This is a genomic window from Jiella endophytica, from assembly GCF_004519335.1.
GTDB lineage: Bacteria > Pseudomonadota > Alphaproteobacteria > Rhizobiales > Rhizobiaceae > Jiella > Jiella endophytica.
This window is the reverse complement of the sequence record NZ_SOZD01000002.1, coordinates 190,606-213,404: the sequence shown is the minus strand read 5'-3', so window position 1 is coordinate 213,404 and position 22,799 is coordinate 190,606. Positions and strand designations below refer to the sequence as shown.

Genomic DNA, 22,799 nt, shown 5'->3' with positions numbered 1-22,799 from the left:
GCCTCGTTCCTGATCCGGCCAAACCCATGCGATCAGGGCGATTGCCCCTCCTCCAGCCTTCCGGGCGACGGGTCAAAACGGCCCGTCGCCCGGCGGCCGCTCACGCTTTTTCGATACAAGTTTCGTTTCACCGCACTATCTGCGTCGCTTGGAAACACCACTCGGCGACAGACGAAGCGAACCCCGTGAAGCGATGAAACGACCTCCTGCCATCGACCCGAGGACCCACGCGCTTTTCCTCGATTTCGACGGCACGCTCGTCGATCTCGTCGACGATCCGGACGACGTCGCGCTCGCTGCCGGCAGGGTCGCACGCCTGCAGGAGATGAGCGAAAGGCTGTCCGGTGCGCTCGCCATCGTCAGCGGCCGCAGGATTGCCGATCTCGACCGGTTCCTCGCGCCGCTGGCCTTTGCCGCCGCCGGCGTCCACGGGCTGGAGCGGCGGCGCCGGCCGGATGGCGAGACCGAATTCCTGCTGCAGCCGGAAGCGCTCGATCCGGTTCGCGACGCTCTCGCGCCGACGCTCGAGGCCAATCAGCGGCTGCGGCTCGAGGACAAGGGCACCGCCCTGGTGCTGCACTATCGCACCGCGCCGGATCTCGCGGCGGCCGCAAAGAGCGCAATGCGGCATGCCGTCGAAGGGCGCGACGACCTCGTGGTGATGGACGGCGACAGTATCGTCGAGGTTCATCCGGCCGGCATGGACAAGGGCAGGGCGCTCGCCGACTTCCTGTCCGCGCCGCCCTTCGAGGGCCGGGTCCCGGTCTATCTCGGCGACGACACCACCGACGAGTTCGCGCTGAAGACGGTCAGCGAACAGGGCGGTGTGGCGATCAAGGTCGGTTCGAAGGAGAGCGTCGCAGAATACCGTCTCGCGGATGTCGCGGATGTCCACCATTGGCTGGATGTCTGCGGGATTTGATCAACGACCCGCCGGGTGCGCCCGGCCGGCACCATGTGAAGGAAGGGAGACCATGGCTGAGGGGCATCGCCGGCTGGTCGCAGTTTCGAACCGCGTCGGGCCGCTGAACGACGAGGGCAAGGCGGGCGGTCTCGCCGTCGGCCTGTCGGACGCGCTGAAACGGCGCGGCGGACTGTGGTTCGGCTGGAGCGGCAACACCTCGTCGAAGGGCACGTTCAGCGAGGCCGCCACCGAGATCGAGGGCGATGTCGCGCTGACCACCATCGACATGAGCGAGGAGGAGCTTTCCGGCTTCTACTACGGCTATGCCAACCGCTCGCTCTGGCCGCTCCTTCACTATCGCCTTGACCTTGCCGAGTTCGACCGGCAGTCGGACCGCATCTATCGGTCGGTCAACCAGCGCTTCGCCGCCCGCCTGTCGCAGATGCTCGAGGACGACGACCTCGTCTGGATCCACGATTACCATTTCTTCTACATGGGCTCGGAGCTGCGCCAATGCGGCTTCAGGGGCAAGATCGGCTTCTTCCTGCACATTCCCTTCTGCCCGCCGGAGATCTTCACCGCGCTGCCGGCGAGCCACGACATCGTCCGGGCGATGCTCGCCTATGACGTCATCGGCTTCCAGACGGACACCGACCGGCGCAACTTCGCCAATTTCTGCGTCCGCGAGCTCGGCGGCGAGAAGCTGCCAGGCCATCGCATCAGGGTCGGCGACCGCGTCGTCGTCGCCGACACATTCCCGATCGGCATCGACGCGCCGGGTTATGCCCGCTTCGCCGTCTCGCCCGAGGCCGGCGAGCACGAGGAAATGGTGCGCGGCATGGTCGGCGACCGGCTGCAGATCATCGGCGTCGACCGGATGGACTATTCGAAGGGTCTGGTCGAGCGCTTCCGCGGCTTCGAACGGCTGCTCGAGGAATATCCGGAGAATCGCGGCAACGTGCAGTTCCTGCAGGTGGCGCCGCTGTCGCGCTCCGAGCTCGACGCCTATGTCGAGCTTCGGCGCGAGCTCGAGGAACTCGCCGGCCATATCAACGGCCGCTTCGCGACGCTCGAATGGACGCCGCTGCAGATCATGACCCGCGGTTTCACCCGTCGGGCGCTCGCCGGCATCTACCGGGCGGCGCGGGTCTGCCTGGTGACGCCGCTGCGCGACGGCATGAACCTCGTCGCCAAGGAATATGTCGCCGCGCAGGACCCCGACGATCCGGGCGTTCTCATCCTGTCGCGCTTTGCCGGCGCGCGGTCGGAACTGACCGAGGCGCTGGTGGTCAATCCCTATTCGACGGACGACGTCGCGCGGGCCCTCCAGCGGGCGCTGACCATGCCGCTGGAAGAGCGAAAGCGGCGCTGGGAGCAGATGCGCGAGGCGGTGTTCCACGGGACCGCCGCCCATTGGTGCGACAGCTTCCTCGACCGGCTCGAAAATGCCGACAACGAGGCAGACGGCTCTGCAGCGGAAGCCTTCGTCGAGGCGCATCCGTCCTGACGCGAGCCGCTTGAACGTCAGCGTTGCCCAGGGGCCATCGGCGGGCCTCAGGCCGGGCTAGCCGGCTCCTCACGGCCGCGGATCGCCACGAGGAGGGCGAGAAGACCGAGGGCCAATACGCCGGCGGAGGCCGCCAGCGGCAGCGTATAGTCCACCTCGCCGCCGACGAGCATGCCGGCGACATAGGGACCGACCATCTGGCCGAGCCCGAAGCCTGCCGTCAGGACCGCGAAGCCTCGACCGCCAAGGCCCTGGCGGCCGAGCGGCATGGTCAGGAGGGTGATCGCGATGAAGGTGCCGCCGAACAGCACCGCGCCGATCAGTGCCGCGGCGGCCGCGTTGGTCACAACTGGCAGGGCGACGCCGATGATCTGCGCCACATAGGCGGCGACGAGCGCCTTCGAAAACCCGATCCGCTCGGCCATCCTCGACCAGAAGAGACAGCTCGGCAGCACGGCGAGGCCGACGACGATCCACACCCAGTCGCCAAGCGCCTCGATCCCCGGGCGGGACTTGATCAGCGCGACGATGAAGGTGGCGAAGACCGAATAGCCGAGCCCCTGCAGCGTATAGCCGACGAGCAGCGGCCAGAAGGGCAGCGGCCGCGGCACCCTGCGGCGGGGATCGGCCGGCCGGCGCGACACCGGCAGGTCGCGCTCGCGCACGAAAAAGAGGGCGATCGGCATCAGTCCTGCGGCGATGACGCCGACCAGCACCCAGAGCGTCGAGGATTGCATCGATCCGACGAGGAGATGGACGACGAGGCCCGATGCCGCGATGCCCGCTCCGACGCCGCCGAACACCCAGGCGAGCCGGCTTTCCTCGCCGACCTTCGCCAGCTGTTCGGCAACGATGCCTGCCGCGAGGATCATCGCGAAGGCGCTGGCGGCGCCGGAGATCGTCCGCAGCACCAGCCAGACGGCGAGATCGCCGGTGAGCCCCATGGCGATCGTGGTCGCGACGCTGGCAACGAGGCCGCCCTGAAAGGCGATCCGCCGCGCGACGCCACGCGCAAACAGCGCCGCGAGCATCGAGCCGGCGAAGTAGCCGGCAAAATTGGCGCTGGCGATCAGCCCGGCGACGTCCGGCCCGAAACCGTATTGGCGCTGCATCAGGGGCAGGAGCGGCGTGTAGAGAAACCGGCCGATCCCCATGACGATCGCAAGGGTGAGGCTTCCTCCAAGGAGAAGCCTGGTGGTGGCGTGCATCAAACGGGCAGGCTTTCGTGCCGGAGCGGCGATTCGAGGGCAGGCATTGCTTCGGCCTTTGCATCGCATGTGGCGGTGCGCCGCGCCAAGAGCATATGCTCGGCGACGCGGTGAACGCAGCGGTGACGGCCCTGTGAGAGGCCGCCGGCCGCACAGAGGCAAGCATTGGAGAAAGCCGGTGAAGCTCGCACAGCTCGACATGAACGCGCGCATCGACGACGACGACTACGAGGCGGCGATCGCGGAACTGACCACCCGGTTCCTGGCGATCCATCAGGCCTATCTCTTCCATCGCCGCAAGGCGGTCGTCGTTTTCGAGGGCTGGGACGCGGCGGGCAAGGGCGGCACGATCCGCCGCATGTCGTCGGTGATCGATCCGCGCGGGCTGAAGGTCTGGCCGATCGGCGCGCCGACGGAGGCGGACAAGACCCGGCATTATCTCGCGCGGTTCTTCGAACGGCTGCCGAGCGCCACCGAGATCGCCGTCTTCGATCGCTCCTGGTACGGCCGCGTCCTGGTCGAGCGGGTGGAGGAATTCACCGAGGAAAAGGCCTGGCGCCGCGCCTATGGCGAGATCAATGCCTTCGAGGCCATGCTGACCGACGCGGGGACGAAGGTCGTCAAGGTGTTCCTCTATATCGATCCGGAAGAGCAGCTGAAGCGTTTCGAAAAGCGGCTGTCCAACCCGCTGAAGCGCTGGAAGCTGACCTATGAGGATTTTCGCAACCGCGAGAAGTGGGACGACTACGTCACCGCGGTAGACGACATGCTGGCCCGTACCGACACCGCCGAGGCGCCCTGGCACGTCGTGCCTTCGAACCAGAAGAAATTCGCCAGGATCAGCGCGTTGAACCATATCGCCGACAGGCTGTCGGAGGGCGCCGACCTCACCCCGCCGCCGCCGGATGCCTCGCTCGAAGAGCGCTATCGCCAGGAAGCGGGAAAGGGCTGATTGCCGGCCACACCTCATGAGACAGGCGGATCGAACCGTTCAGGTGATGAGGGTGTTAGGGGAGGCCCCGATCCGTGCCGGTCAGGCTGCCAGCGGCAGGGTGATCACCTGTTCGAGGCCGCCGCCAGGGCGGTTGGCGATGGCGATCGTGCCGCCGGATTGGTCGACGATCTCCTTGGCGATCGCCATGCCGAGACCGGCGCCGGGCTTCAGCTTGCGGCGGCCGGGATCGACCCGGAAGAACGGCTCGAAGGCGCGTTCCAGCATCTCCGCCGGAATGCCCGGGCCATCGTCCTCGATGCGGATCTCGGCAGCATGGCCTGATCGGCCGAGCGCCACGCGGGCGCCGCCGCCATGGACCGCGGCATTGTCGATCAGGTTGCGCAGCGCCCGCTTGAGAGCGAGCGGCCGGGCGGTGACCGTCAGCGCCGGCGTGTCCGGCGGCAACGGCGCGATGGTGCGGCCGATCTCGGAAAGCTCGGTGACGATCTCGTGGAGCAGCCCGGAAAGCGCGACGGGTTCGGCCGATTGCGGCTCGACCTCCTCGCGCACCAAGCGGATGGCGCTGTCGGCGATACGGTCGAGCTCTTCCAGATCCTTCAGCCAGGTCTCCCGCTCGTCGTCGGGCAGGAACTCGGCGCGAAGCCGCATGCGGGTCATCGGCGTCCTGAGGTCGTGGCCGGCGGCGGCGACGAGGCGCATGCGGCTCTCGACCGCGGTGCGCACCCGGGAGGTCAGCCGGTTGAGCGCCGAGGCGGTGGCGCGCACCTCCGCCGGGCCGTCTTCGGGAACATGGGCCGGCAGGCCGTCGACCCCGACATTCGACACCGCCTCGTCGAGGATCACCAGCGGCCGGGTCATCTTGGTTGCGGCGAAGATCGACACCGCCGAAACGCCGACCGCCAGCACTGCGAGATAGGTGATGAAGCCGAGAAGATTGCGCGGCGGAAAGCCCGGATAGGGCAGGTAGGCCCAGCGGCCGGGCGAGACCTCGAAGGCGATCTGGCGGGTGCGCGAGGCCGGATCGCCGACGATCCGCACTTCGGTCGGGATGCCGCGCGCGGCGAGGTTTTCCTTAATGCCGCGGCTGTCGTGGACGAAGACGTCCGGCTCGCGCACCGGCCGCTTGCCGACGGTGATGCCGAGCCGGTCGGCGGCCGAGGGATCTTCCCGCAGCACCGCCGAGATGATCCGCACCTCCTCGGCAAAGCTCGTGCGGAAACTGTCCCGGTCGGGCCGGTCGAGCATCACTAGCGAGACGGCCGCCGCCAGCGCGACGACGCCGAGGACCGAGCCGACGAGCAGCAGCGCCAGGCGAACCCTGAGCGATTTCACGGTTTGGCCTCCGCCTCCTCGCGTTCGACGCGGGCGGTGAACTGGTAGCCGCCGTTGCGAACCGTCTTGAACAGGCGGAAGACGCCGTTGTCGTTGAGCTTGCGCCTGAGCCGGCTCATCGTCACGTCGATCGATCGGTCGAAGGGATCGGCGGAGCGGCCGTGCAGAAGGTCCATCAGGATGTCGCGCGAGAGGACCCGGCCCGGCCGGTCGAGGAAGATCATCAGGAGATCGAATTCGGCGCCGGTGAGCGAGACGTCCTCGCCGTCCGGCCCGGTGACGCTGCGCCGTTCGGGGCTGGCGACGAAGCCCTCGAAGCGATAGCCCGGCGCCGAGGTGACCTCCTTCGGAGCCGTGGCGCCGGCCCGGCGCAGGACCGCACGGATCCGCGCGGCGAGTTCGCGCGGATTGAAGGGCTTGCCGAGATAGTCGTCGGCGCCGAGTTCGAGGCCGATGATCCGGTCGACGTCTTCCTTCAGCGCGGTCAGGAGGATCACCGCGAGCTCGGGCCGCTCGTCCTTGATCTCCCGGCAGATGTCGAGGCCGGAACCGTCCGGCAGCATGACGTCGAGGACCACGAGATCGACGCGAAAATCCTCCAGCCGCTGCTTGCACTGGCGGCGGTTGGCGGCGAGCTGGCAGCGGAAGCCCTGACCCTCGAGATATTTGGCGAGCAGCCGGCAGATCTCCGGATCGTCATCCACGACGAGAATGTTGGCCTGGGTCATCTGCGATCGTCCCCATGTCGATCATTCGTTCGAATGAGCAAGAGTTGTAAGTCTCTGCGCCCTTGCGCGCCCGGGCGCGAGGCGAGTTTTGTAACCCGATATTGCCTCGCCGCCGGCGGATACATGCCGTAACAAAACGGGGTGATCTTGGCGACAATCGGCAACTTTCCGCCGCACCCTCGCAACATGCCCCACCTATCTCTTCACCATCACTCGAATCAGAGGAGATCAGTGATGAGACCAGTTCGAGACATGAAGACCCCCGCCGCCAAGGCCGGCCGCTTCGGCCGCCGTGCGGGCATGACCACCGGCGCGATCCTCGCGGCGGCCCTCGTCGGCACCAGCGCGTTTGCGCAGACGATGCCCCAGGCCGGTTCCCAGCAGACCCAACAGATCCGACAGGGCGATGACCAGAAGGGCCCGATGCAGAAGGGCCCGATGCGGCTTGCCGACCGGTTCGACCGCGGCGGTCCCGAGGGCGACGGCTGGCGCAAGGGCCGCGATCATCGCGGACCGGGCCACCACGGCGGCGGCCGTCACGGACCGCGCCACGGCATGATGATGTCGCCGGCAAGGCTCGCCGGCGCGCTGGCCGCGATCGAGACGGGCATCGGCATCCAGCCCGACCAGATGGCGACCTGGCGCAAGTTCACCGCCGCGCTGATCGATTTTGCCGAGTCGATGCAGCCGCCCATGGGCCCGCACGGCATGCGGCCCCACGGCATGGGTCCCGCCCGCCCCGGCGGACCGGATGCGGCAGCCCCGCAGCCGGGCGACGACAACGCCCCCGAGGCGACGGATCAGGCCGGCCGGCCGGATGCGGCAGACCAGAAGGGTCTCTTCGCCTTCAGGATGCTCGACCGCTTCGCCGACCGTGCCATCGATGCCGGCGAGAAGGCAAAGACGCTGAAGTCGGCGCTCGCCGATCTCGAGACGACGCTGACGCCGGACCAGGTCAAGACGGCCCGCGGCCTCGTGCGTTCGATGATGCAGGACATGCGCCGTGGCGATCGCGGCCCGCGCCATCACATGGGTCCCGGTCCGGGACACGGCCCCCGCTTCGGCGAGCGTCATGGCGGCCCGCGCGGCCCGATGCCGCCGCAGGACGACATGGGCGGCCCCTCGAACGGCGGCCCGGCAGACATGGCACCGGACGAGGGCCCTGACGACGGGCAGGACGAAGCGCCTCAGCAGGGCTGAGGGGCGGACGGGCCGTGACCTGAAACGGTGACGACCCGGCGCGACGACGGAGCGGGACGGCGGCGACGCCGTCCCGCTTTCGTCTTGCGGCAGGGGTTGCGTCAGGCCGCTTCGAAGCGGTGGACGGAGTGGACCTTGAAGGCGGCACCCGGCTCCGCCTCGAGGAAGATCGCCAGCTGGTCGATCGCCAGCCTTTCTCCGTCGAAGGGCGCGAAGGTCTCCTGCAGGTCAGGCAGAAGCGCCTTCGCCTCGGACTTCGACAAGGCGCCCGAGAGCGTCATGTGGAAGCGGAATTCCTCGAAGACGTACGGATAGCCCCATTCCTGCAGATAGGCGCGCTGACGTTCGCTGAGCCGCTCGGGCCGGCGGCGGGCGATCTCGTCTTCGGTCGGCTTCGGCCGGAACGGCGCAAAGGCGCGGACGGCGGCGTCCTCGAGGGTCCGCAGTGGCACGGAGGGCTCGGCCGGGACGAGGGCGAAGAACTCGCCGAGCTTCCGTGGCACCGACATGGTGATCTCGAAGGGCGTCTGGGCGGCACAGAATTCGGCGAGGCGTTCGTCGATCGCTTCCAGATGCGACGGTTCGATCAGCCGGAACGGCGCGACGATGGTGGCGTGGAAGCCGTAGCGGGCCGGGGAGGCGACGAGGGGATCGCGGGTCTTGTCCGGCTTGCGGGTCGGCTCGCCGTCGAAGGGATTGCGTCCGAGCCAGGTGGCGGCGGTCTTGGCCAGCGCCGAACCGGCCGGCGGAGTGAAGTAGATCGCCGCGCGCATGCCCGTCGTCTCCCGATGCGCCGCCCGTCGAGGGCGGATCGTTCATGCCGGCCGAGGCCGGCGCAGTCCTTCGCCGGAAGATGCCCCCGGCAGGGTGACGCCCTGATGTCATCCGGAGGGCGGCGCGTCCAGCCGCGGCCCGTCTCGTGCCGCGAAGGCGGCCGCGATGTGGCATCGCCGGCACAGGCGAAGCGCGAAGTCTTTCGACGCTGTTGCAAGGGTTTGACAGGATTCCGGCCGGTTGCGCATAGCTCGTTGAGCGCAACCTTCCGGAACCGTCCCATGCGACCTTGGCCACAGGCACTTCGTTCCGTCCGGCCGCTCCGCCTCCTCGCTCTGGCGGTGCTCGCTCTGTCGCTCGCCGGCTGCCAGACGGCGGAGCTTTCGCCGGCGGGGCTTGGGGTCGGGACGCTGAGCCCGACGAGTTCGGCCGAGATCCGCGGCCATTCGGTCCTCGTGATGGACTATCAGAGCGGCCGCATCCTCGAGGCGGAGAATGCCGACGCGCTGCGCTATCCGGCTTCGCTGTCGAAGATGATGACGCTCTATCTGCTGTTCGAGGCGGTCGATTCCGGCGAGATCTCCCTCGACACGCCGCTCACCGTCAGCGCCGAGGCGGCGGCCGAGCCGCCGGCCAAGCTCGGCTTTACGCCCGGCGAGACGATCACCGTGCGCGATGCGGCGCAGGCCGTGGCGACCAAGTCGGCCAACGACGTCGCCGTTGTGATCGCCGAGAATCTCGGCGGCACCCAGGAGGCCTTTGCGGCGGCGATGACCGCCAAGGCCCGCCAGCTCGGCATGCGCAACACCCGCTTCGTCAACGCCTCCGGCCTGCCGGATCCGCGGCAGATCTCGACGGCCCGCGACATGGCGACCCTGGCAAGGGCGCTGATCGCGCGCAACCAGCGCTACATGCCGATGTTCCGCGTCACCCAGTTCACCTTCAAGGGCCGCACCTATCACGCGACCAACAAGCTGCTCGGCAAGGTCGCCGGCGTCGACGGGCTGAAGACCGGCTATATTCGCGATTCCGGCTTCCATCTCGTCGCGACCGTCGAGCGCGGCGGCCGCCGTCTGATCGTCGTCGTGATGGGCGGCCAGACCGGCGCTGCCCGCAACGCCGAGGTCACCGCGCTGATCGACAAGTACATGTGAGGCGGCTGCGCTGCCCGGTCAGCGCCGCACCGGCGCCGGCTCGAGGTCAGCTTCGTTGCCGCGGCGCTCGGAGAGCTGCTGGGCGCTCTCCCTTTCGATCAGTGCGCGGAGGGCATCGCGCAGAAGCGAATGGACGCACGAAGGGCGCTCAAACTTATCGAATCACCGCATCGCGCTTTTGAGAAAATCGACTCCGATTTTCGGGCCGATGCTGTAGCGCCCGCCTCAGAACTCGCCCTCGTAGAACACGCCGACCTCGCCGCCGCCGGAAGAGGTGACGGCGCCGCGCGCCTTCAGGCCGCCGCCGAGCTTCAGATCGAGCGACACCCGGCCGGTGGAATCGACGCCGAGATAGGTGTTGTCGTTGAGATATTTGCCGACGCCGACGGCGGTCTGGCCATCCGAGGTCGTCGAGACATTGAGATCGTCGACGCCGAGCTGCGAGCGCAGATTGTCGAGAAGGCCGGTGGAGCCGCCGACGCCGGCGAGCGTCGCGGCGGCTTCGGCGAGCTGGGCGATCTGCAGCGGCGACAGGTCCGAGGTGCCCTGTCCGAAGATCAGCCGTGCCAGCACCTCGTCCTGCGGCAGAGCCGGATTGGAGGAGAAGCTGACCGACGGATTGCTCGCCGGCCCGGTGATCGTCACATAGATCGTGACGTCGTCGACGGTCGAGGTCGCCTCGAGATCGAGGGTAGGGATCAAATCGCCGGTAAAGCTCAGCCTGCCGCGCTGGAAGGTCAGCTGCTTGGCGAGGATCTGGAAGCGGCCGCGCTGCAGGTCGAAGCCGCCGACGATGCCGAGATTGGAAGCAGGGCCGGTGATCTGCAGCGAACCGCCGAGCTCGAGGTCGAGGCCGCGGCCGCGCACGAAGACGCGGTTCGGCGCGTTGAAGGTGATGTCGAGATTGATGCCGCCGCCGCTGGTTCCGCCGGCAGTCTTGGGGAAGAGTTCGCGCTGCTGCTCGATGACCGCCCGGCTGGCATTGCGGTGGGTGACGTCGATCCGGGCGAGCGAGCTCGGCAGATTGTCCGGCACGATGACGTCGATTTCCTCCGCATCGATCCTGCCCGCAAGCGTCGGCGTCGCGACCAGCGGGCCGGTGAGGGTCAGGTCGGCCGAGAGGCGCGCGGCGATCAGTTCGCCGTCATTGTAGCGGGCGCGGTCGGCGCGGATCGTCAGGTCTGCCGGGAACTGGCCGGTCAGGCCGACGGTGCCGGCGATGCTGACGCTGCCGCCGGAGGAGATCTGGCCCGAAAAGCTCTGGATCGTGGCGCTGGTGCCGTTGAGCGTGATCGTCGTGTTGATGTCGTTGAGGGCGATGTTGAAGCCGCTGTCGACGAGCCGCGCGCCGGCGACGCTGATGGTGCCGTTGACGTTCGGCTGGGTGGCTGGGCCGGTGACGCGAGCGTCGAGCCGGGCCGTGCCCTGCACCGATCTGCCGCCCTCGGCGAGAATGGCGTTGGCGAGCGACAGCGGCGCGGTGCCGTTGGCCGACAGGTCGAGTGTCGGCGTTCCGGCAAGGCCGACGGAGCCGTTGACGGTGAGGGCGATGCCGCTGCCCGAAAGCCGCGTGTCGGTCGTGACGCGGTTCCCGGCATACTGGCCGTTGGTTGTCACCTGCAGCGCGCCGACGCCTGCGCCGCGCGTCTGCTGGATGGAGACGCCCGAGGCGGTGATGTCGTAGTCGACCCGAGGGTTGGTCGGTGCGCCGGTCGCCTTGACGGTGCCGTTGATCGTGCCCTGCGGCGCAAGGCCAGCGGCGGCGGCGCTGGCGATCGAGGCCGGCAGTCCGCGGATCTCGGCGGTGAGGTTCAGGTTCGTCTGGCTGGCCCCGCCGGTGACGCGGATGGTGCCGCCGCCGACCCTGACGAGCGCCTGGTCGAGGGCGAGATTGCCGCCCTGATACTTGCCGGCAAGGTCGGCGCTGAGCGCCGGCGCGCCGGCCGCCCGGCTCTGGGCGACGGAGACGCCGGCGGCCTTGAGGTCGAAGCTGGCATTCGGACTGGAGAGCGAACCTTCCGCCCTGGCCGTGCCGGAGATCGTCCCCTCTGCCCCGAGCCCCTTGACGAAACCGTTGGCGATGCCGACGGGCAGGCGATCGATGGCGACGTCGATGTCGAGCTGCTGCCCGACGGTTCCCCGTGCCGTCAGCCCGCCATTGCCGACGGCGACTTCGGCATTGGCGAGATCGAGTGTGCCGTTCCGATAGCTGCCGGCAACGTCGAGGGTGAGCGGCGCGGTGCCCGAGCGGGCGATGTCTTCCGTGGTGATGCCGCTGCCCGTGAGGGTGAACTCCGCCTGCGGGTCGGAGAGCGAACCGGTGGCCGTCGCATTGCCGGACAGCGTGCCGCGGGCGCCGAGCCCTGCGACGAAGCCGTTGGCAAGGCCTGCCGGAATCTCGCTGGCGGTAACCTTCAGGTCGAGCGCCTCGCCGACGGTGCCTTCGGCCGACAGACGGCCGTCGCCGACGGTGACGTCGGCCTTTTCGATCGTTGCGGCGCCGTTGGCGTAGGAGCCAGCCGCGTCGAGGCTGAGGGGCGCGACGCCGGACTTGGCGATCTGCTCCGTCGTGATGCCGCTGCCGGACAGCTGGAAGGTGGCGTTCGGATCGGCGAGCGAACCGGTCGCCTTGCCGGTCCCGGAAATCGTGCCCCTGGCCCCGAGACCCTCGACGAAGCCGTTGGCGAGGCCGACGGGCAGGGCGTCCAGAGAGAGATCGAGGTTCAGTTCCTGGCCGACGGTCCCCGCCGCCCGCAGCGAACCGTCACCGACGGTGACGTTTGCCTTTTCGATCGTCGCGGTGCCCTTGGCATAGGAGCCTGCCGCATCGAGGCTGAGGGGGGCGACGCCGGACTTGGCGATCTGCTCCGTCGTGATGCCGCTGCCGGACAGCTGGAAGGTGGCGTTCGGGTCGGAGAGCGAGCCCGTCGCCCTGCCGGTGCCGGAGATCGTGCCGCTGGCGTTGAGCCCGTCGACGAAACCGTTGGCAAGGCCGACGGGGAGGGTGTCGAGGGCGAGGTCGAGGTTCAGCTCTTCGCCGACCGTCCCTGAGGCCCTGAGCGATCCGTCGCCGACGTCGAGCCTGGCGGTATCGAGGCTGAGCGTGCCGTTCCGGTAGTTGCCGGCCGCATCGACCACCAAAGGCGGAACGCCACCCCTGGCGATCTGTCCGGTGGTGATCTCGGTGCCGCTGAGGTCGAAGCTTGCGACCGGCTCCTGCAGCGTTCCGCTGGCCTTCGCGGTGCCGGAGATCGTGCCGCTGGCGCCGAGGCCCTCGACGAAGCCGTTGGCGAGCCCGACCGGCAGCTTGTTGACCTTGGCGGTGACGTCGAGATTGTCGCCGACCCGGCCGGTGACGTTCAGCGAGCCGTCGCCGACATTGACGACGCCGGTCTGAATGTCCGCAGTGCCGTCGGCGTAGCTGCCGGCAAGGCGCAGGTCGAGCGGCTTGATGCCGGACCGGGCGATCTCGTCGGTGGTGATCCCGCTGCCCTGGATGTCGAAGGTCGCATCGGGGTTTTCGATCGTGCCGGTGGCGCTCGCCGTGCCGGAGACGATGCCCTTGGCTGAAAGGTTGGGGACGAAGCCGTTGACGAGGCCGACGGGCAGGTTTTCGGCCCGCGCCTGAACGTCGAGCCGGTCGCCGATCGTGCCCGATGCCGTCAGGGACGCCGGGCCCACCTCGACGACCGCATTTGCCAGGGTGAGGACGTTGTCCCGGTAAGATCCCGAGGCGTCGAGCGACAGCTTGCCGATGCCGGCATCGGCAATGGCCTTCGCGGTGATTTCGCGGCCGGTCAGGGTAAATTTCGCCGCCGGCGCGCTGGTCGTGCCGGAGACCTCTGCATTGCCCGACAGGGTACCCGAGGCGTCGAGCCCGTCGACGAAGGCATTGGCGATCGCCACAGGCGCATCGGCGAGGTCGACATCGAGGTTAATCGTGTCGCCGACCGAGCCGGTCGCGGTCAGCGAGCCGTCGCCGAGGTCGAGCCGCGCGGTCTGAAGCTGCAGCGTGCCGCCGCCATAGCTGCCGGACAAGGTGCCGTCGACCGGCGGCGTCGCCTTGCTGCCGGTGCGGCTGGCGACGATCTGCGCCAGCCGCATGTCGAAGCGGGCGGCAGGGTCGTCGGCGTTGCCGGTGACATTCGCGGTGCCATCGAGCGTACCGGCGAGGGCGAGGTCCGGCAGGAAGGGGTTGGCGACCGCGGCCGGGACGTTCTCGAGGCTCGCCGAAAGGTCGAGCGTCTGCCCGGCGCTGCCCGAGGCCGTGAGCCGGCCGTCACCGACGGTCAGGACGAGGTCGGACAAGGAGGTGGTGCCGTCGGCGATCCGCACCCGCGCCTCGTCCTGCAGAGCGACGGCGGCATCCGGGATCTCGGCAGTCAGCGTCTTCAAGGCGATCAGCGTTTCGTTCGGCTTGAAGCTGGCGTCGCCGGACAGCGCGATCGGAACGCCGTTGGCCCGCGCCGAGGCGTCGACCGTCGTGCTCGGCGTGTCGGTGCCCTGGCCTGCCCGGGCGAGATCGACGGAAAGGTTCTCGACGTCGAGGCCGGCGGCGCCGATCGACAGCGCGGTGACGCTGCCTTCGGGCTGCGGGATGCCGAGATAGTCGTAGAGCGCAACGTCGATCCTGGCGCCGGCAAGCGTGTTGCCGGAGACCGTGATGCTGTCGCCGGCAAGGTCCGGCTTGGCGACGGGCGTTCCGTCCGGCTGGACGTCGAAGCCGATCGTTCCGGCCACGTCGCCGCTCGCCGTGACGCCGCCGAGGGTGGCAAGGGCGGCGAGATCGTCGAGCTTGACGTCGAGGGTGCCGATCGGGAGGAAGTTCTCGTTGAGGACGAGGTCGCCGGTGATGCGGTTTGGACCCTGGCGGATCACGAGGCCGGAGAGCTTTCGCTCGCCGCTCGCTTCCGTCGTCAGCTGGGCCTTGCCCTCCAGCGGCTGGCCGTCGATGACGCCGGAAATGTCGACGCTTGCACGCGGCGAGGCGGGGTCGAGCGTGCCGGTCGCCCTGACGGTGAGATTGGCAAGTTCGCGGCCGTTGATCGACAGGCCATTGCCGTCGACGGTGAGGTTGACGTCGGGCTTCTCGGTGGGCCCGCTGGCGGTCAGCTGGAAGCTTGCGGCGCCGGAAAAGGACTGGCTGACCGCACCTGCATTGGCGAGGCGGCCGGAAATGTCGGCCGACACCGTTTCGCCGTTCAGTCCGGCCGAGCCGCTGATCGAGAGGTTGTCGCCGGTGACCTTGAGGTCGCTCGCCGACAGCGAACCGTCTGCCTGCCGGGCGAACTTGCCGGAAACCGCAAGGTTCTCGCCGGCCAGCGGCGCGAGGCCGGCGGAGAGCGCGACGGTCTGGAAGTTCGAATCGAGCGTCAGGTCGAAGGTCGAGAAGGTCAGCGCCGCCGCGCCGGTGACTTTCAGGTCTGCGACGTCGGTCTTCAGCGTCGCCGGATCGAGCCGGATGCCGTTCTGGTCGAGGGCGCCCTGGCCGTCGAGCTTGATCGGACCGTCGAGGAAGCGCTGCTGCACCCCCTCCGGCGCCTTGGCCGAGGCGACGCTTGCCGAAAGCTGGAACGGCCCGGTGAGGCCGGTCACGTCAAAAGCCTGGCTGGTGATCTCGGCGCCGAGATTGTCGGCGGCATAGTCGCCATAGACGAGCTGGGGCAGGCTGGCCTTCAGGCTGAGATCGGCGCTCGAAAGCGCCCCCTTCAGCGCCGCGTCGAGGCTGGCGAGCGAGATGTCGATCGGCGTCTCGGGCGTGCCGAGCGACAGGGCGATCGGCCCGCCGCCGGGGGCGGTGAGCTGGACTGCGATGTCGTTGCCGGAGCCTGAGGGATCGACGGCGCCTGACGCCGAAAGCTGGATCGCCTGTGAGGACAGCGTCCACTGGTCGATCCGGTAGGTGCCGTCGTCGCGAATCTCCACCGCCGCGTCGAGATTGGCGCCGCCTGCGACATAGCGCTGATAGGCCTCGGGCACGAAACGCTCGGCGGCGACATTGACCGACAGCGCCGCGCGATAGGCCGCCTCCTGGCGGTCGACGCGGGCGGTCAGCGTCATCGCCTGCTCGCCGTCGACCGTCAGCCCGCCATTGGCCATGAAGCCGGAGAGCGGGCCGGAGCCGTTCACCGTCAGCTCGACCGGCGGAGCGCCGGGAATGCCAAGCAGCGTCGCGACCAGGCCGCCCTGGGGCTCGCCGGCGTCGATATTGACCACGAGCTTGTTGTCGTCGGGTGCGAAGTCGACGTCGAAGGCGATCCGGCCCGGCTTGTCGAGCCGTTCGACGGTAGCCTTGGCGCTGAGCTGCTTCGGGTCGTCCTTGAGGTTGAGGCTGGCATTGGCCTTCAGCCGCGCCCGGGTGCCGGCGATCGCCTCGCCGATGATGAACTCGTTGAGAGTGATGTCGCGGATGTCGGCGGTGATCGACGGCAGCGAGAAGCCGCCGCCGCTGCCGTCGTCCTCGCTCGCCGGCTGGCCGGTCGGCAGGCGTTCGAGCACGATCTGTCCGGCAGTCAGCTTGTCGATCGAAACGTTCGAGCGCATCAGCGACAGCGGCGACCAGTCCATGGCGAGGTCGCTCGCCGTCAGGAACACGCCCTGCGGATCGGAGACCGTCACCTTCTCGATCCTCAGCGCCCCGGTGAGAGCACCGGAGAGCCCGTCGATCTTCACCTTCATCGTGTCGGTGGAGATGAGGTTCTCGATCTGGCTGGCGATGAACTCTTGCGCATCAGCCGGGCGGCCGGCCGGCAGCAGCGCGGCCATCGCGAGGAAGAGCGTCAGGGCGAGGGCGGCGAGGCGTTCATTGATCATCAGAAGGCCTGTCCGATACCGGCATAGATCTGGTAGCTCGCGTCCCGCGGTCCCGGATCGAGGGGGATGCCGACGTCGACGCGGATCGGGCCGAAGCTGGTAAGATAGCGGGCGCCGACGCCGGCGCCGAGCTTGAAGGTCGAAAAGTCCGGCACGAGCTCGTCGGACACCGTGCCGAAATCGAGGAAGGGCACGATCTGGATGTTCTCGGTGATGCCGATACGGGCCTCGACCGAGCCGTCGAACAGCGACAGGCCGCCGGTCGGGGTGTCGACGAAGTCGGAATTGAAGCCGGAACCCGGCGGCACCGAGCCTGGGAAATACGGGCCGATCGACTGGAACTCGTAGCCGCGGACCGAGCCGCCGCCACCGGCGTAGAAACGGCGGTCGTTGGGGATGTCGAGGAGGTCGGCGCCGAAGATCGTGCCGTAGCCGAGGCGGCTTGCAAAGATCAGCCGGTCGCTTTCGAGCAGCGAGAGATAGGCCCTTCCGTCGAGCCGGGTCTTCAGGAAGGCGGTGGAGGTGTTGAAGCCGTAGGAGGGCTCGGCCAGCGCCTGGAAATAGAAGCCGTCGGTGGGGTTCAGCTCGTTGTCGCGCCCGTCATAGGTATAGGTGATCGGCACCGAGGTGATGAAATAGTCACGATCGCCGAGAAAGTCGGTGATCTCCTCATATTCCGCCCGCAGCGTGACGTTGAGCTTCTGCTGCTCGTCGATGTCGTATTCGACGCCGCTGGTCGCGGCGTAGCTGGTGCGGTCATAGGCGAGGGGCTGTTCGCGCTTGATCTCCAGCGAGCCGATATAGACCGAGTCCGGGCCGAGCACGCCGGGCTTCTTGAACACCAGCGAGCTCGAATAATCGATGCCGCTTGTCTCGCGCGCCTCGCCGGAAACGGCGGTGGCGCCGATGCGCGAGACCGAGGCGTCGAAGCGGAGCGACTCGGCCCTACCGAACAGGTTGCGGTAGCCGACATAGCCGTTGGCGCCGGCACCCTCGGTGTTCGAATAGGTCGCGCCGACGCCATAGTAGCCGAACTTGCGCTCGCCGACCTCGACCTGCACGGGAAGCGTGCCGTCCAGATCCTGCGCCTTGCCTTCCTTGACGGTGACGGAGGAGAAGACGCCGAGCTTGTTCAGCCGGGCGCGGGCCTCGGCAAGTTCCTTCGGCGAAAACACCTCGCCGGCCTTGATGCCCGTCATATAGGCGATGAAGCCGGGGTCGACGTCCTCGGCCCCGTCGATCCAGACGTCGCCGAAAGGAACGCGCGGGCCGGGGTCGAGGCTGGCCTCGTAGTCCAGTCTGTCGTCGGCCGCATCGGCGACGATGTCGCGGTGGGTGACGGCGACGAAGGGCCGGCCGTCCTCGCGCAGCTTGTTGAACATCTTGCCCTCGGCTTCGAGGACCTTGGCCGAGCCGGCGTCGCCGCCCTGTTCGAGGCCGTATTCGGCGGGATCGACCGGGATGCCGCCGGTCGACACCGCGATCCGGCCGAGGCGGTATTTCGATCCCGGCCGTACCTTGATCGTCACCGGCACCGGCCGCGCCGAGAAGCTGGCGTCCGGCGGCAGTGTCGTGATGTCGCGGCCTTCGATGAAGATGTCGACGAGACCGTCATAGCGGGCCTGTTCGAACAGCGCAGCGACCAGGCGCTTGCGGTCGGTCTTGGCCTTGGAGATCAGCCCGAGCGAGCCGGAGACCGGCTTTTCCTCGTCGCTGACAAGGCCGGAGGCGTCGTTCAGCGTCTCTTCCAGCGCGCCGTCCTCGTCGTCGGGGGCGGGCTCGACCTGCAGCGTCACGGCGTAGTTCAGGGGATCGATGACCTCGACCTCGGAATCGGCGCTCTCGAAGAACTTCATGCCGAAGATCTCGAAGGCGCCTACGGGCGAGGCCAGAGAAATCGCCAGGGCAATCGACAGGCAGATTGCGAGCAGGCGGTCATTTGCGATCAAACGCTTACATCCCCTGAGCCAGCGATCATGCGGAGGGTCAGGGTGCCGGCCGTCATGGCGCGGCGGAGCCTTGCGGCCCCTTCGGAAAAGTTTCCCTCCCCCCTTCAGGTGCCCGTAAGCATGACGGGAAATCGTGAAATAACAACTACGTCTGACGGGCAAACAGCCGCAGCCCGGGCGATAAACGTCGATTGAGCGCAAGCTGTGCCGAAGCGACAACAGCCGGAGATGCGCAGTGAGACTTACTGTCGCAGGCGGTGTCGCCCAGGGTTAAATTGTTTGACGCTTGCGCGGAGGCAACAAGCAAAGAGCCGCGGAGGGCAAGATTGCGCTCCCATGAAATCGCCCCGATACGCAATTGACGTATTACGCCATTGACGTAATGTGCTGAATATGAGAGTCGTCCGCCTCAAGCCGTATCTGCGTGCAATGGCTCGGATGGGGCTGGACGACGCTGCCATGCGCGCGATCGAACTGGACCTGGCCGCGGCACCGGAAGCGCACCCGGTCATGAAAGGCTTGCGCGGCGTGAGAAAGGCCCGGTTCGCTTTGCCAGGGCGAGGGAAGTCTGGTGGCGGTCGCGTCATATATTTCGTCGCCGTGAGATCAGCGATTTACATGATGACTGCCTATCCGAAGAACGAAGCGGACGATCTTTCGCCGAAGCAGCGCAAGGCCGTACTCGCCGCGATCGAGAATTTGAAGAAGAGTGAGTCATGAGCCGGGTAGGCAACGATCTGATCGAGGCGTTCGAAGAGCTTGCGGCCGACCTTCGTTCCGAGCAGAAGGCAGAAAGCTACGATGTCCCGGCTGAAGTGTTGACGCCGGAGCGCATTCGCCGGATTCGCTCTGGGCTCGCCTCCAGCACCCGTGCTTTCGAGCGCGACTTTGCAATCCCTGCGCGGACGATGGAAGCTTACGAACAGGGGCGCCGGCGTCCCGACAAGGCGACAGTCGCTCTTCTGCGGGTCATCGAGAAGAATCCCGATGCCGTTCGCGATGCATTGGCTTCACCTGCCTCCGACGACCCGAGTTGATTGCAATGTCGCGACCGCTCGCCGGTGCCGTGGCAAATGGAACAATTCTGAAAAGCGCTTGAAGCCTCGACCGCAAAGGGGCAATCTCCCGCCGGAGCGACCCCGCCCGGCCTGAAGGTTCGATCGAACCCCAGGCCATCGGAAAGGGTGTCGACGGCAACGACGAGGACCGGCCGGACGGCCGGCGAGTTTGGGAGGAGTGAATGACGGACGTCACGATCACCGTGAACGGGCGTGAGATGAAGGGTTCGGTCGAGGACCGGACGCTGCTCGTGCAGTTCCTGCGCGGCAATCTCGGCCTGACCGGCACCCATGTCGGTTGCGATACGTCCCAGTGCGGCGCCTGCGTCGTCCATGTCGACGGCAAGGCGGTGAAGTCCTGCACCATGCTCGCGGTCCAGGCCTCGGGCTCGAGCGTCACGACGATCGAGGGTCTCGCCTCCGGCGCGGACCTGCATCCGGTGCAGGCGGCCTTTCGCGAGCATCACGGCCTGCAGTGCGGCTACTGCACGCCGGGCATGATCATGACTGCGGTCGACATGATCCAGCGGCACGGCTCGTCCCTCGACGAGGAGACGGTGCGCGAGGAACTCGACGGCAATATCTGCCGCTGCACCGGCTATCACAACATCGTCAAGGCGATCCTCTCGGCAGCCGGCGCTTCGCAGCCACAGAGCATCGCCGCGGAATGACGCGGCCGCCGCCGCCGTGGTGAGACCGCGGCGGCGCCTGGTCCGTCGCAGAGATTTCGAAACGGCCGGATTGCGCCCTGGCGCATGGGAGATGCGGCCGGGTTTTCAGGGAGGTTTGAGAATGGGCGTTGAAGGTATCGGTGCGAAGGTCCTGCGCAAGGAGGATCGCCGCTTCATCACCGGACGCGGCCGCTATGTCGACGACATGAGCGTGCCGGGCATGAAATACGCCGCCTTCGTGCGTTCGCCGCACGCGCATGCCAAGATCACCGGTATCGACACGAGCAGCGCCGAGGGCATGCCCGGGGTGATCGGTATCCTCAACGGGCAGCAGCTGCAGGGCGACGGCATCGGCAATCTGATCTGCGGCTGGGCGGTCTCCTCCAAGGACGGCACGCCGATGAAGATGGGCGCCTGGCCGGCGCTCGCCGTCGGCACCGTCCGCCATGTTGGCCAGGCCGTGGCGATCGTCGTTGCCGAAACCCAGCTGCAGGCGCGTGACGCCGCCGAGGCGGTGATGGTCGACTATGAGGAACTGCCGGTGGTCACCACCGCGGTCGACGCCCTGAAGGAGGGCGCGCCGCAGCTTCATCCCGAAGCGCCGGGCAACCTGATCTTCGACTGGGAACTCGGCGACAAGGCGGCGACCGACGCGGCCTTCTCGAAGGCCGCCCACGTCACCAAGATCCACATTCACAACAACCGCCTCGTGCCGAACCCGATGGAGCCGCGCGCCGCGCTCGGCCACTACGATCCGGCGGAGGACCACTACACCTGCTGGACGACCTCGCAGAACCCGCATGTCGCGCGGCTGGTGATGAGCGCCTTCTACAACGTCGCGCCGGAGCACAAGCTGAGGGTGATCGCGCCGGATGTCGGCGGCGGCTTCGGCTCGAAGATCTACATCTATCCCGAAGAGATCGTCTGCCTTTGGGCCTCCAAGCGCACCGGCGTCCCGGTGAAGTGGACGTCGGACCGTTCCGAGGCGTTCCTGACCGACGCCCATGGCCGCGATCACGAGACGGACGTCGAACTCGCCCTCGACGCCGACAACAAGATCTTGGGCCTCAGGGTCGGGACGATCGCCAATCTCGGCGCCTACATGTCGCTGTTCTCGTCTTCGGTGCCGACCTATCTCTATGCGACGCTTCTGTCGGGCCAGTACGACATCCCGGCGATTCATGCCAACGTCAAGACGGTCTACACCAACACCGTCCCGGTGGACGCCTATCGCGGCGCAGGCCGGCCGGAAGCGACCTATGTGGTCGAGCGGACGATGGAGACGGCGGCGCGCGAGCTCGGCATTTCGCCGGCCGAATTCCGCCGCAAGAACTTCATCCGCTCCTTCCCGCATCAGACGCCGGTGATCATGGCCTATGACGCCGGCGACTTCGACGCGACGCTGAACGCCGGCATGGAAGCTGCCGACGTCGCCGGTTTCGAGGCGCGGCGCGAGGAGGCGAAATCCCGCGGCAAGCTGCGCGGTCTCGGCATGAGCTGCTACATCGAGGCCTGCGGCATCGCCCCTTCGAAGGCGGTCGGCTCCCTCGGCGCCGGCGTCGGCCTGTGGGAATCGGCCGAAGTGCGGGTCAATCCGGTCGGCACGATCGAGATTCTCACCGGTTCGCACAGCCATGGGCAGGGCCACGAAACGACCTTCGCCCAGCTCGTCGCCGAGCGTTTCGGCCTGCCGGTCGACAATGTCCAGATCGTCCATGGCGATACCGACAAGGTGCAGTTCGGTATGGGCACCTACGGCTCGCGCTCCGGCGCGGTCGGCATGTCGGCGATCGTCAAGGCGCTCGACAAGGTCGAGGCCAAGGCGAAGAAGATCGCCGCCCATGTGCTCGAGGCCGACGAGGGCGACATCGTCATCGAGAATGGCGAGGTGAAGGTCGCCGGCACCGACAAGAAGCTCGGCTGGCACGAGGTCTGCCTCGGCGCCTATACCGCCCACAACCTGCCGGACGGCATGGAGCCGGGGCTGAAGGAGGGGGCGTTCTACGACCCGACCAACTTCACCTTCCCGGCCGGCTGCTACATCTGCGAGGTGGAGGTGGACCCCGAGACCGGGACGACCGAGATCATCCAGTTCGTCGCGGCCGACGATTTCGGCCGGGTGATTAATCCGATGATCGTCGAGGGCCAGGTGCATGGCGGCCTTGCGCAGGGCATCGGCCAGGCGCTGCTCGAAGGCACCCATTACGACGATGCCGGCCAGCTCCTCACCGCCTCCTACATGGACTACGCCATGCCGCGGGCCTGGGACCTGCCGAACTTCAAGGTGTCGACCAACGAGACCCTCTGCCCGGGCAATCCGCTCGGCATGAAGGGCTGCGGCGAGGCCGGCGCCATCGGTTCGCCGCCGGCGGTGATCAACGCCATCACCGACGCGATCGGCAACAACGACCTGACCATGCCGGCGACGCCGGAAAAGGTCTGGAAGGCGCTCAACGCCGTCGCGTAGGCGGTCGATCCTGAGGCCGGCCGGCGTCTTTTGGACGCCGCCGGTTCGCCGGCCTCGCCGGCATAACGGTACGGACGCG

At 67.7% G+C, this 22,799-nt stretch carries 15 protein-coding genes; 9 read left to right on the top strand and 6 right to left on the bottom strand.

What is annotated here, in order from left to right; all coding sequences use genetic code 11:
* Positions 1–193 precede the first annotated feature (193 nt).
* Together otsB and E3C22_RS06125 are read left to right on the top strand one after the other, a co-directional pair.
* Positions 194–922, top strand: coding sequence for a trehalose-phosphatase (gene otsB / locus E3C22_RS06130; RefSeq protein ID WP_134761131.1), 729 nt, complete (start codon positions 194–196; stop codon positions 920–922).
* A 52-nt stretch (positions 923–974) separates the two neighbouring features.
* On the top strand, positions 975–2,411 hold the full coding sequence (locus E3C22_RS06125; protein ID WP_134761130.1) for an alpha,alpha-trehalose-phosphate synthase (UDP-forming): 1,437 nt from the start codon (positions 975–977) through the stop codon (positions 2,409–2,411).
* Positions 2,412–2,458: 47 nt separating this feature from the next.
* Here E3C22_RS06125 and E3C22_RS06120 read toward each other — a convergent pair whose 3' ends face one another.
* The gene (locus tag E3C22_RS06120) at positions 2,459–3,619 is read right to left on the bottom strand and encodes a YbfB/YjiJ family MFS transporter (RefSeq protein WP_167591659.1); all 1,161 of its coding nucleotides are present in this window, start codon (positions 3,617–3,619) and stop codon (positions 2,459–2,461) included.
* 178 nt (positions 3,620–3,797) lie between these two features.
* Here E3C22_RS06120 and E3C22_RS06115 point away from each other — a divergent pair, with 178 nt between their 5' ends.
* Positions 3,798–4,571 (top strand): polyphosphate kinase 2 family protein, encoded by a 774-nt coding sequence (locus tag E3C22_RS06115; protein WP_245514814.1) that lies wholly within the window; start codon positions 3,798–3,800, stop codon positions 4,569–4,571.
* A gap of 81 nt (positions 4,572–4,652) precedes the next feature.
* Here the strand turns inward: E3C22_RS06115 and E3C22_RS06110 are convergent, their stop codons facing one another.
* Entirely contained in the window at positions 4,653–5,906 is a 1,254-nt protein-coding gene (locus tag E3C22_RS06110; RefSeq protein ID WP_134761127.1) for an ATP-binding protein, read from the bottom strand.
* Positions 5,903–6,634 carry a response regulator transcription factor gene (locus E3C22_RS06105; protein WP_134761126.1) on the bottom strand — a complete coding sequence of 244 codons (732 nt, stop codon included), beginning with the start codon at positions 6,632–6,634 and terminating at the stop codon, positions 5,903–5,905. Before E3C22_RS06105 ends, E3C22_RS06110 begins: the two co-directional genes overlap by 4 nt.
* A 234-nt stretch (positions 6,635–6,868) precedes the next feature.
* Between E3C22_RS06105 and E3C22_RS06100 the strand changes: the two genes are divergently transcribed.
* Entirely contained in the window at positions 6,869–7,834 is a 966-nt protein-coding gene (locus E3C22_RS06100) for a hypothetical protein (protein ID WP_134761125.1), read from the top strand.
* A gap of 101 nt (positions 7,835–7,935) precedes the next feature.
* Here the strand turns inward: E3C22_RS06100 and E3C22_RS06095 are convergent, their stop codons facing one another.
* Complete coding sequence (locus E3C22_RS06095; protein WP_134761124.1) at positions 7,936–8,607, bottom strand: DUF1045 domain-containing protein; 672 nt, start codon at positions 8,605–8,607, stop codon at positions 7,936–7,938.
* Between the two features lie 282 nt (positions 8,608–8,889).
* On the opposite strand from E3C22_RS06095, the gene E3C22_RS06090 reads away from it, so the two are divergent.
* The gene (locus E3C22_RS06090) at positions 8,890–9,762 is read left to right on the top strand and encodes a D-alanyl-D-alanine carboxypeptidase family protein (protein ID WP_134761123.1); all 873 of its coding nucleotides are present in this window, start codon (positions 8,890–8,892) and stop codon (positions 9,760–9,762) included.
* Between the two features lie 225 nt (positions 9,763–9,987).
* Here the strand turns inward: E3C22_RS06090 and E3C22_RS06085 are convergent, their stop codons facing one another.
* Complete coding sequence (locus tag E3C22_RS06085) at positions 9,988–16,575, bottom strand: translocation/assembly module TamB domain-containing protein (protein ID WP_134761122.1); 6,588 nt, start codon at positions 16,573–16,575, stop codon at positions 9,988–9,990.
* Positions 16,575–18,524, bottom strand: a complete 1,950-nt coding sequence (locus tag E3C22_RS06080) for an autotransporter assembly complex protein TamA (RefSeq protein ID WP_245514813.1) — start codon at positions 18,522–18,524, stop codon at positions 16,575–16,577. The genes E3C22_RS06085 and E3C22_RS06080 overlap by 1 nt, the downstream gene beginning before the upstream one ends.
* A 459-nt stretch (positions 18,525–18,983) precedes the next feature.
* Here E3C22_RS06080 and E3C22_RS06075 point away from each other — a divergent pair, with 459 nt between their 5' ends.
* The 4 genes from E3C22_RS06075 to E3C22_RS06060 all read left to right on the top strand — a co-directional run bounded on the left by E3C22_RS06075 (position 18,984) and on the right by E3C22_RS06060 (position 22,720).
* Positions 18,984–19,244, top strand: coding sequence for a type II toxin-antitoxin system RelE/ParE family toxin (locus tag E3C22_RS06075; protein WP_167591658.1), 261 nt, complete (start codon positions 18,984–18,986; stop codon positions 19,242–19,244).
* Complete coding sequence (locus tag E3C22_RS06070) at positions 19,241–19,561, top strand: helix-turn-helix domain-containing protein (protein WP_134761119.1); 321 nt, start codon at positions 19,241–19,243, stop codon at positions 19,559–19,561. Before E3C22_RS06075 ends, E3C22_RS06070 begins: the two co-directional genes overlap by 4 nt.
* A 203-nt stretch (positions 19,562–19,764) precedes the next feature.
* Positions 19,765–20,253 (top strand): (2Fe-2S)-binding protein, encoded by a 489-nt coding sequence (locus E3C22_RS06065; protein WP_134761118.1) that lies wholly within the window; start codon positions 19,765–19,767, stop codon positions 20,251–20,253.
* Between the two features lie 121 nt (positions 20,254–20,374).
* Positions 20,375–22,720 (top strand): xanthine dehydrogenase family protein molybdopterin-binding subunit, encoded by a 2,346-nt coding sequence (locus E3C22_RS06060; protein WP_134761117.1) that lies wholly within the window; start codon positions 20,375–20,377, stop codon positions 22,718–22,720.
* Positions 22,721–22,799: the final 79 nt, after the last annotated feature.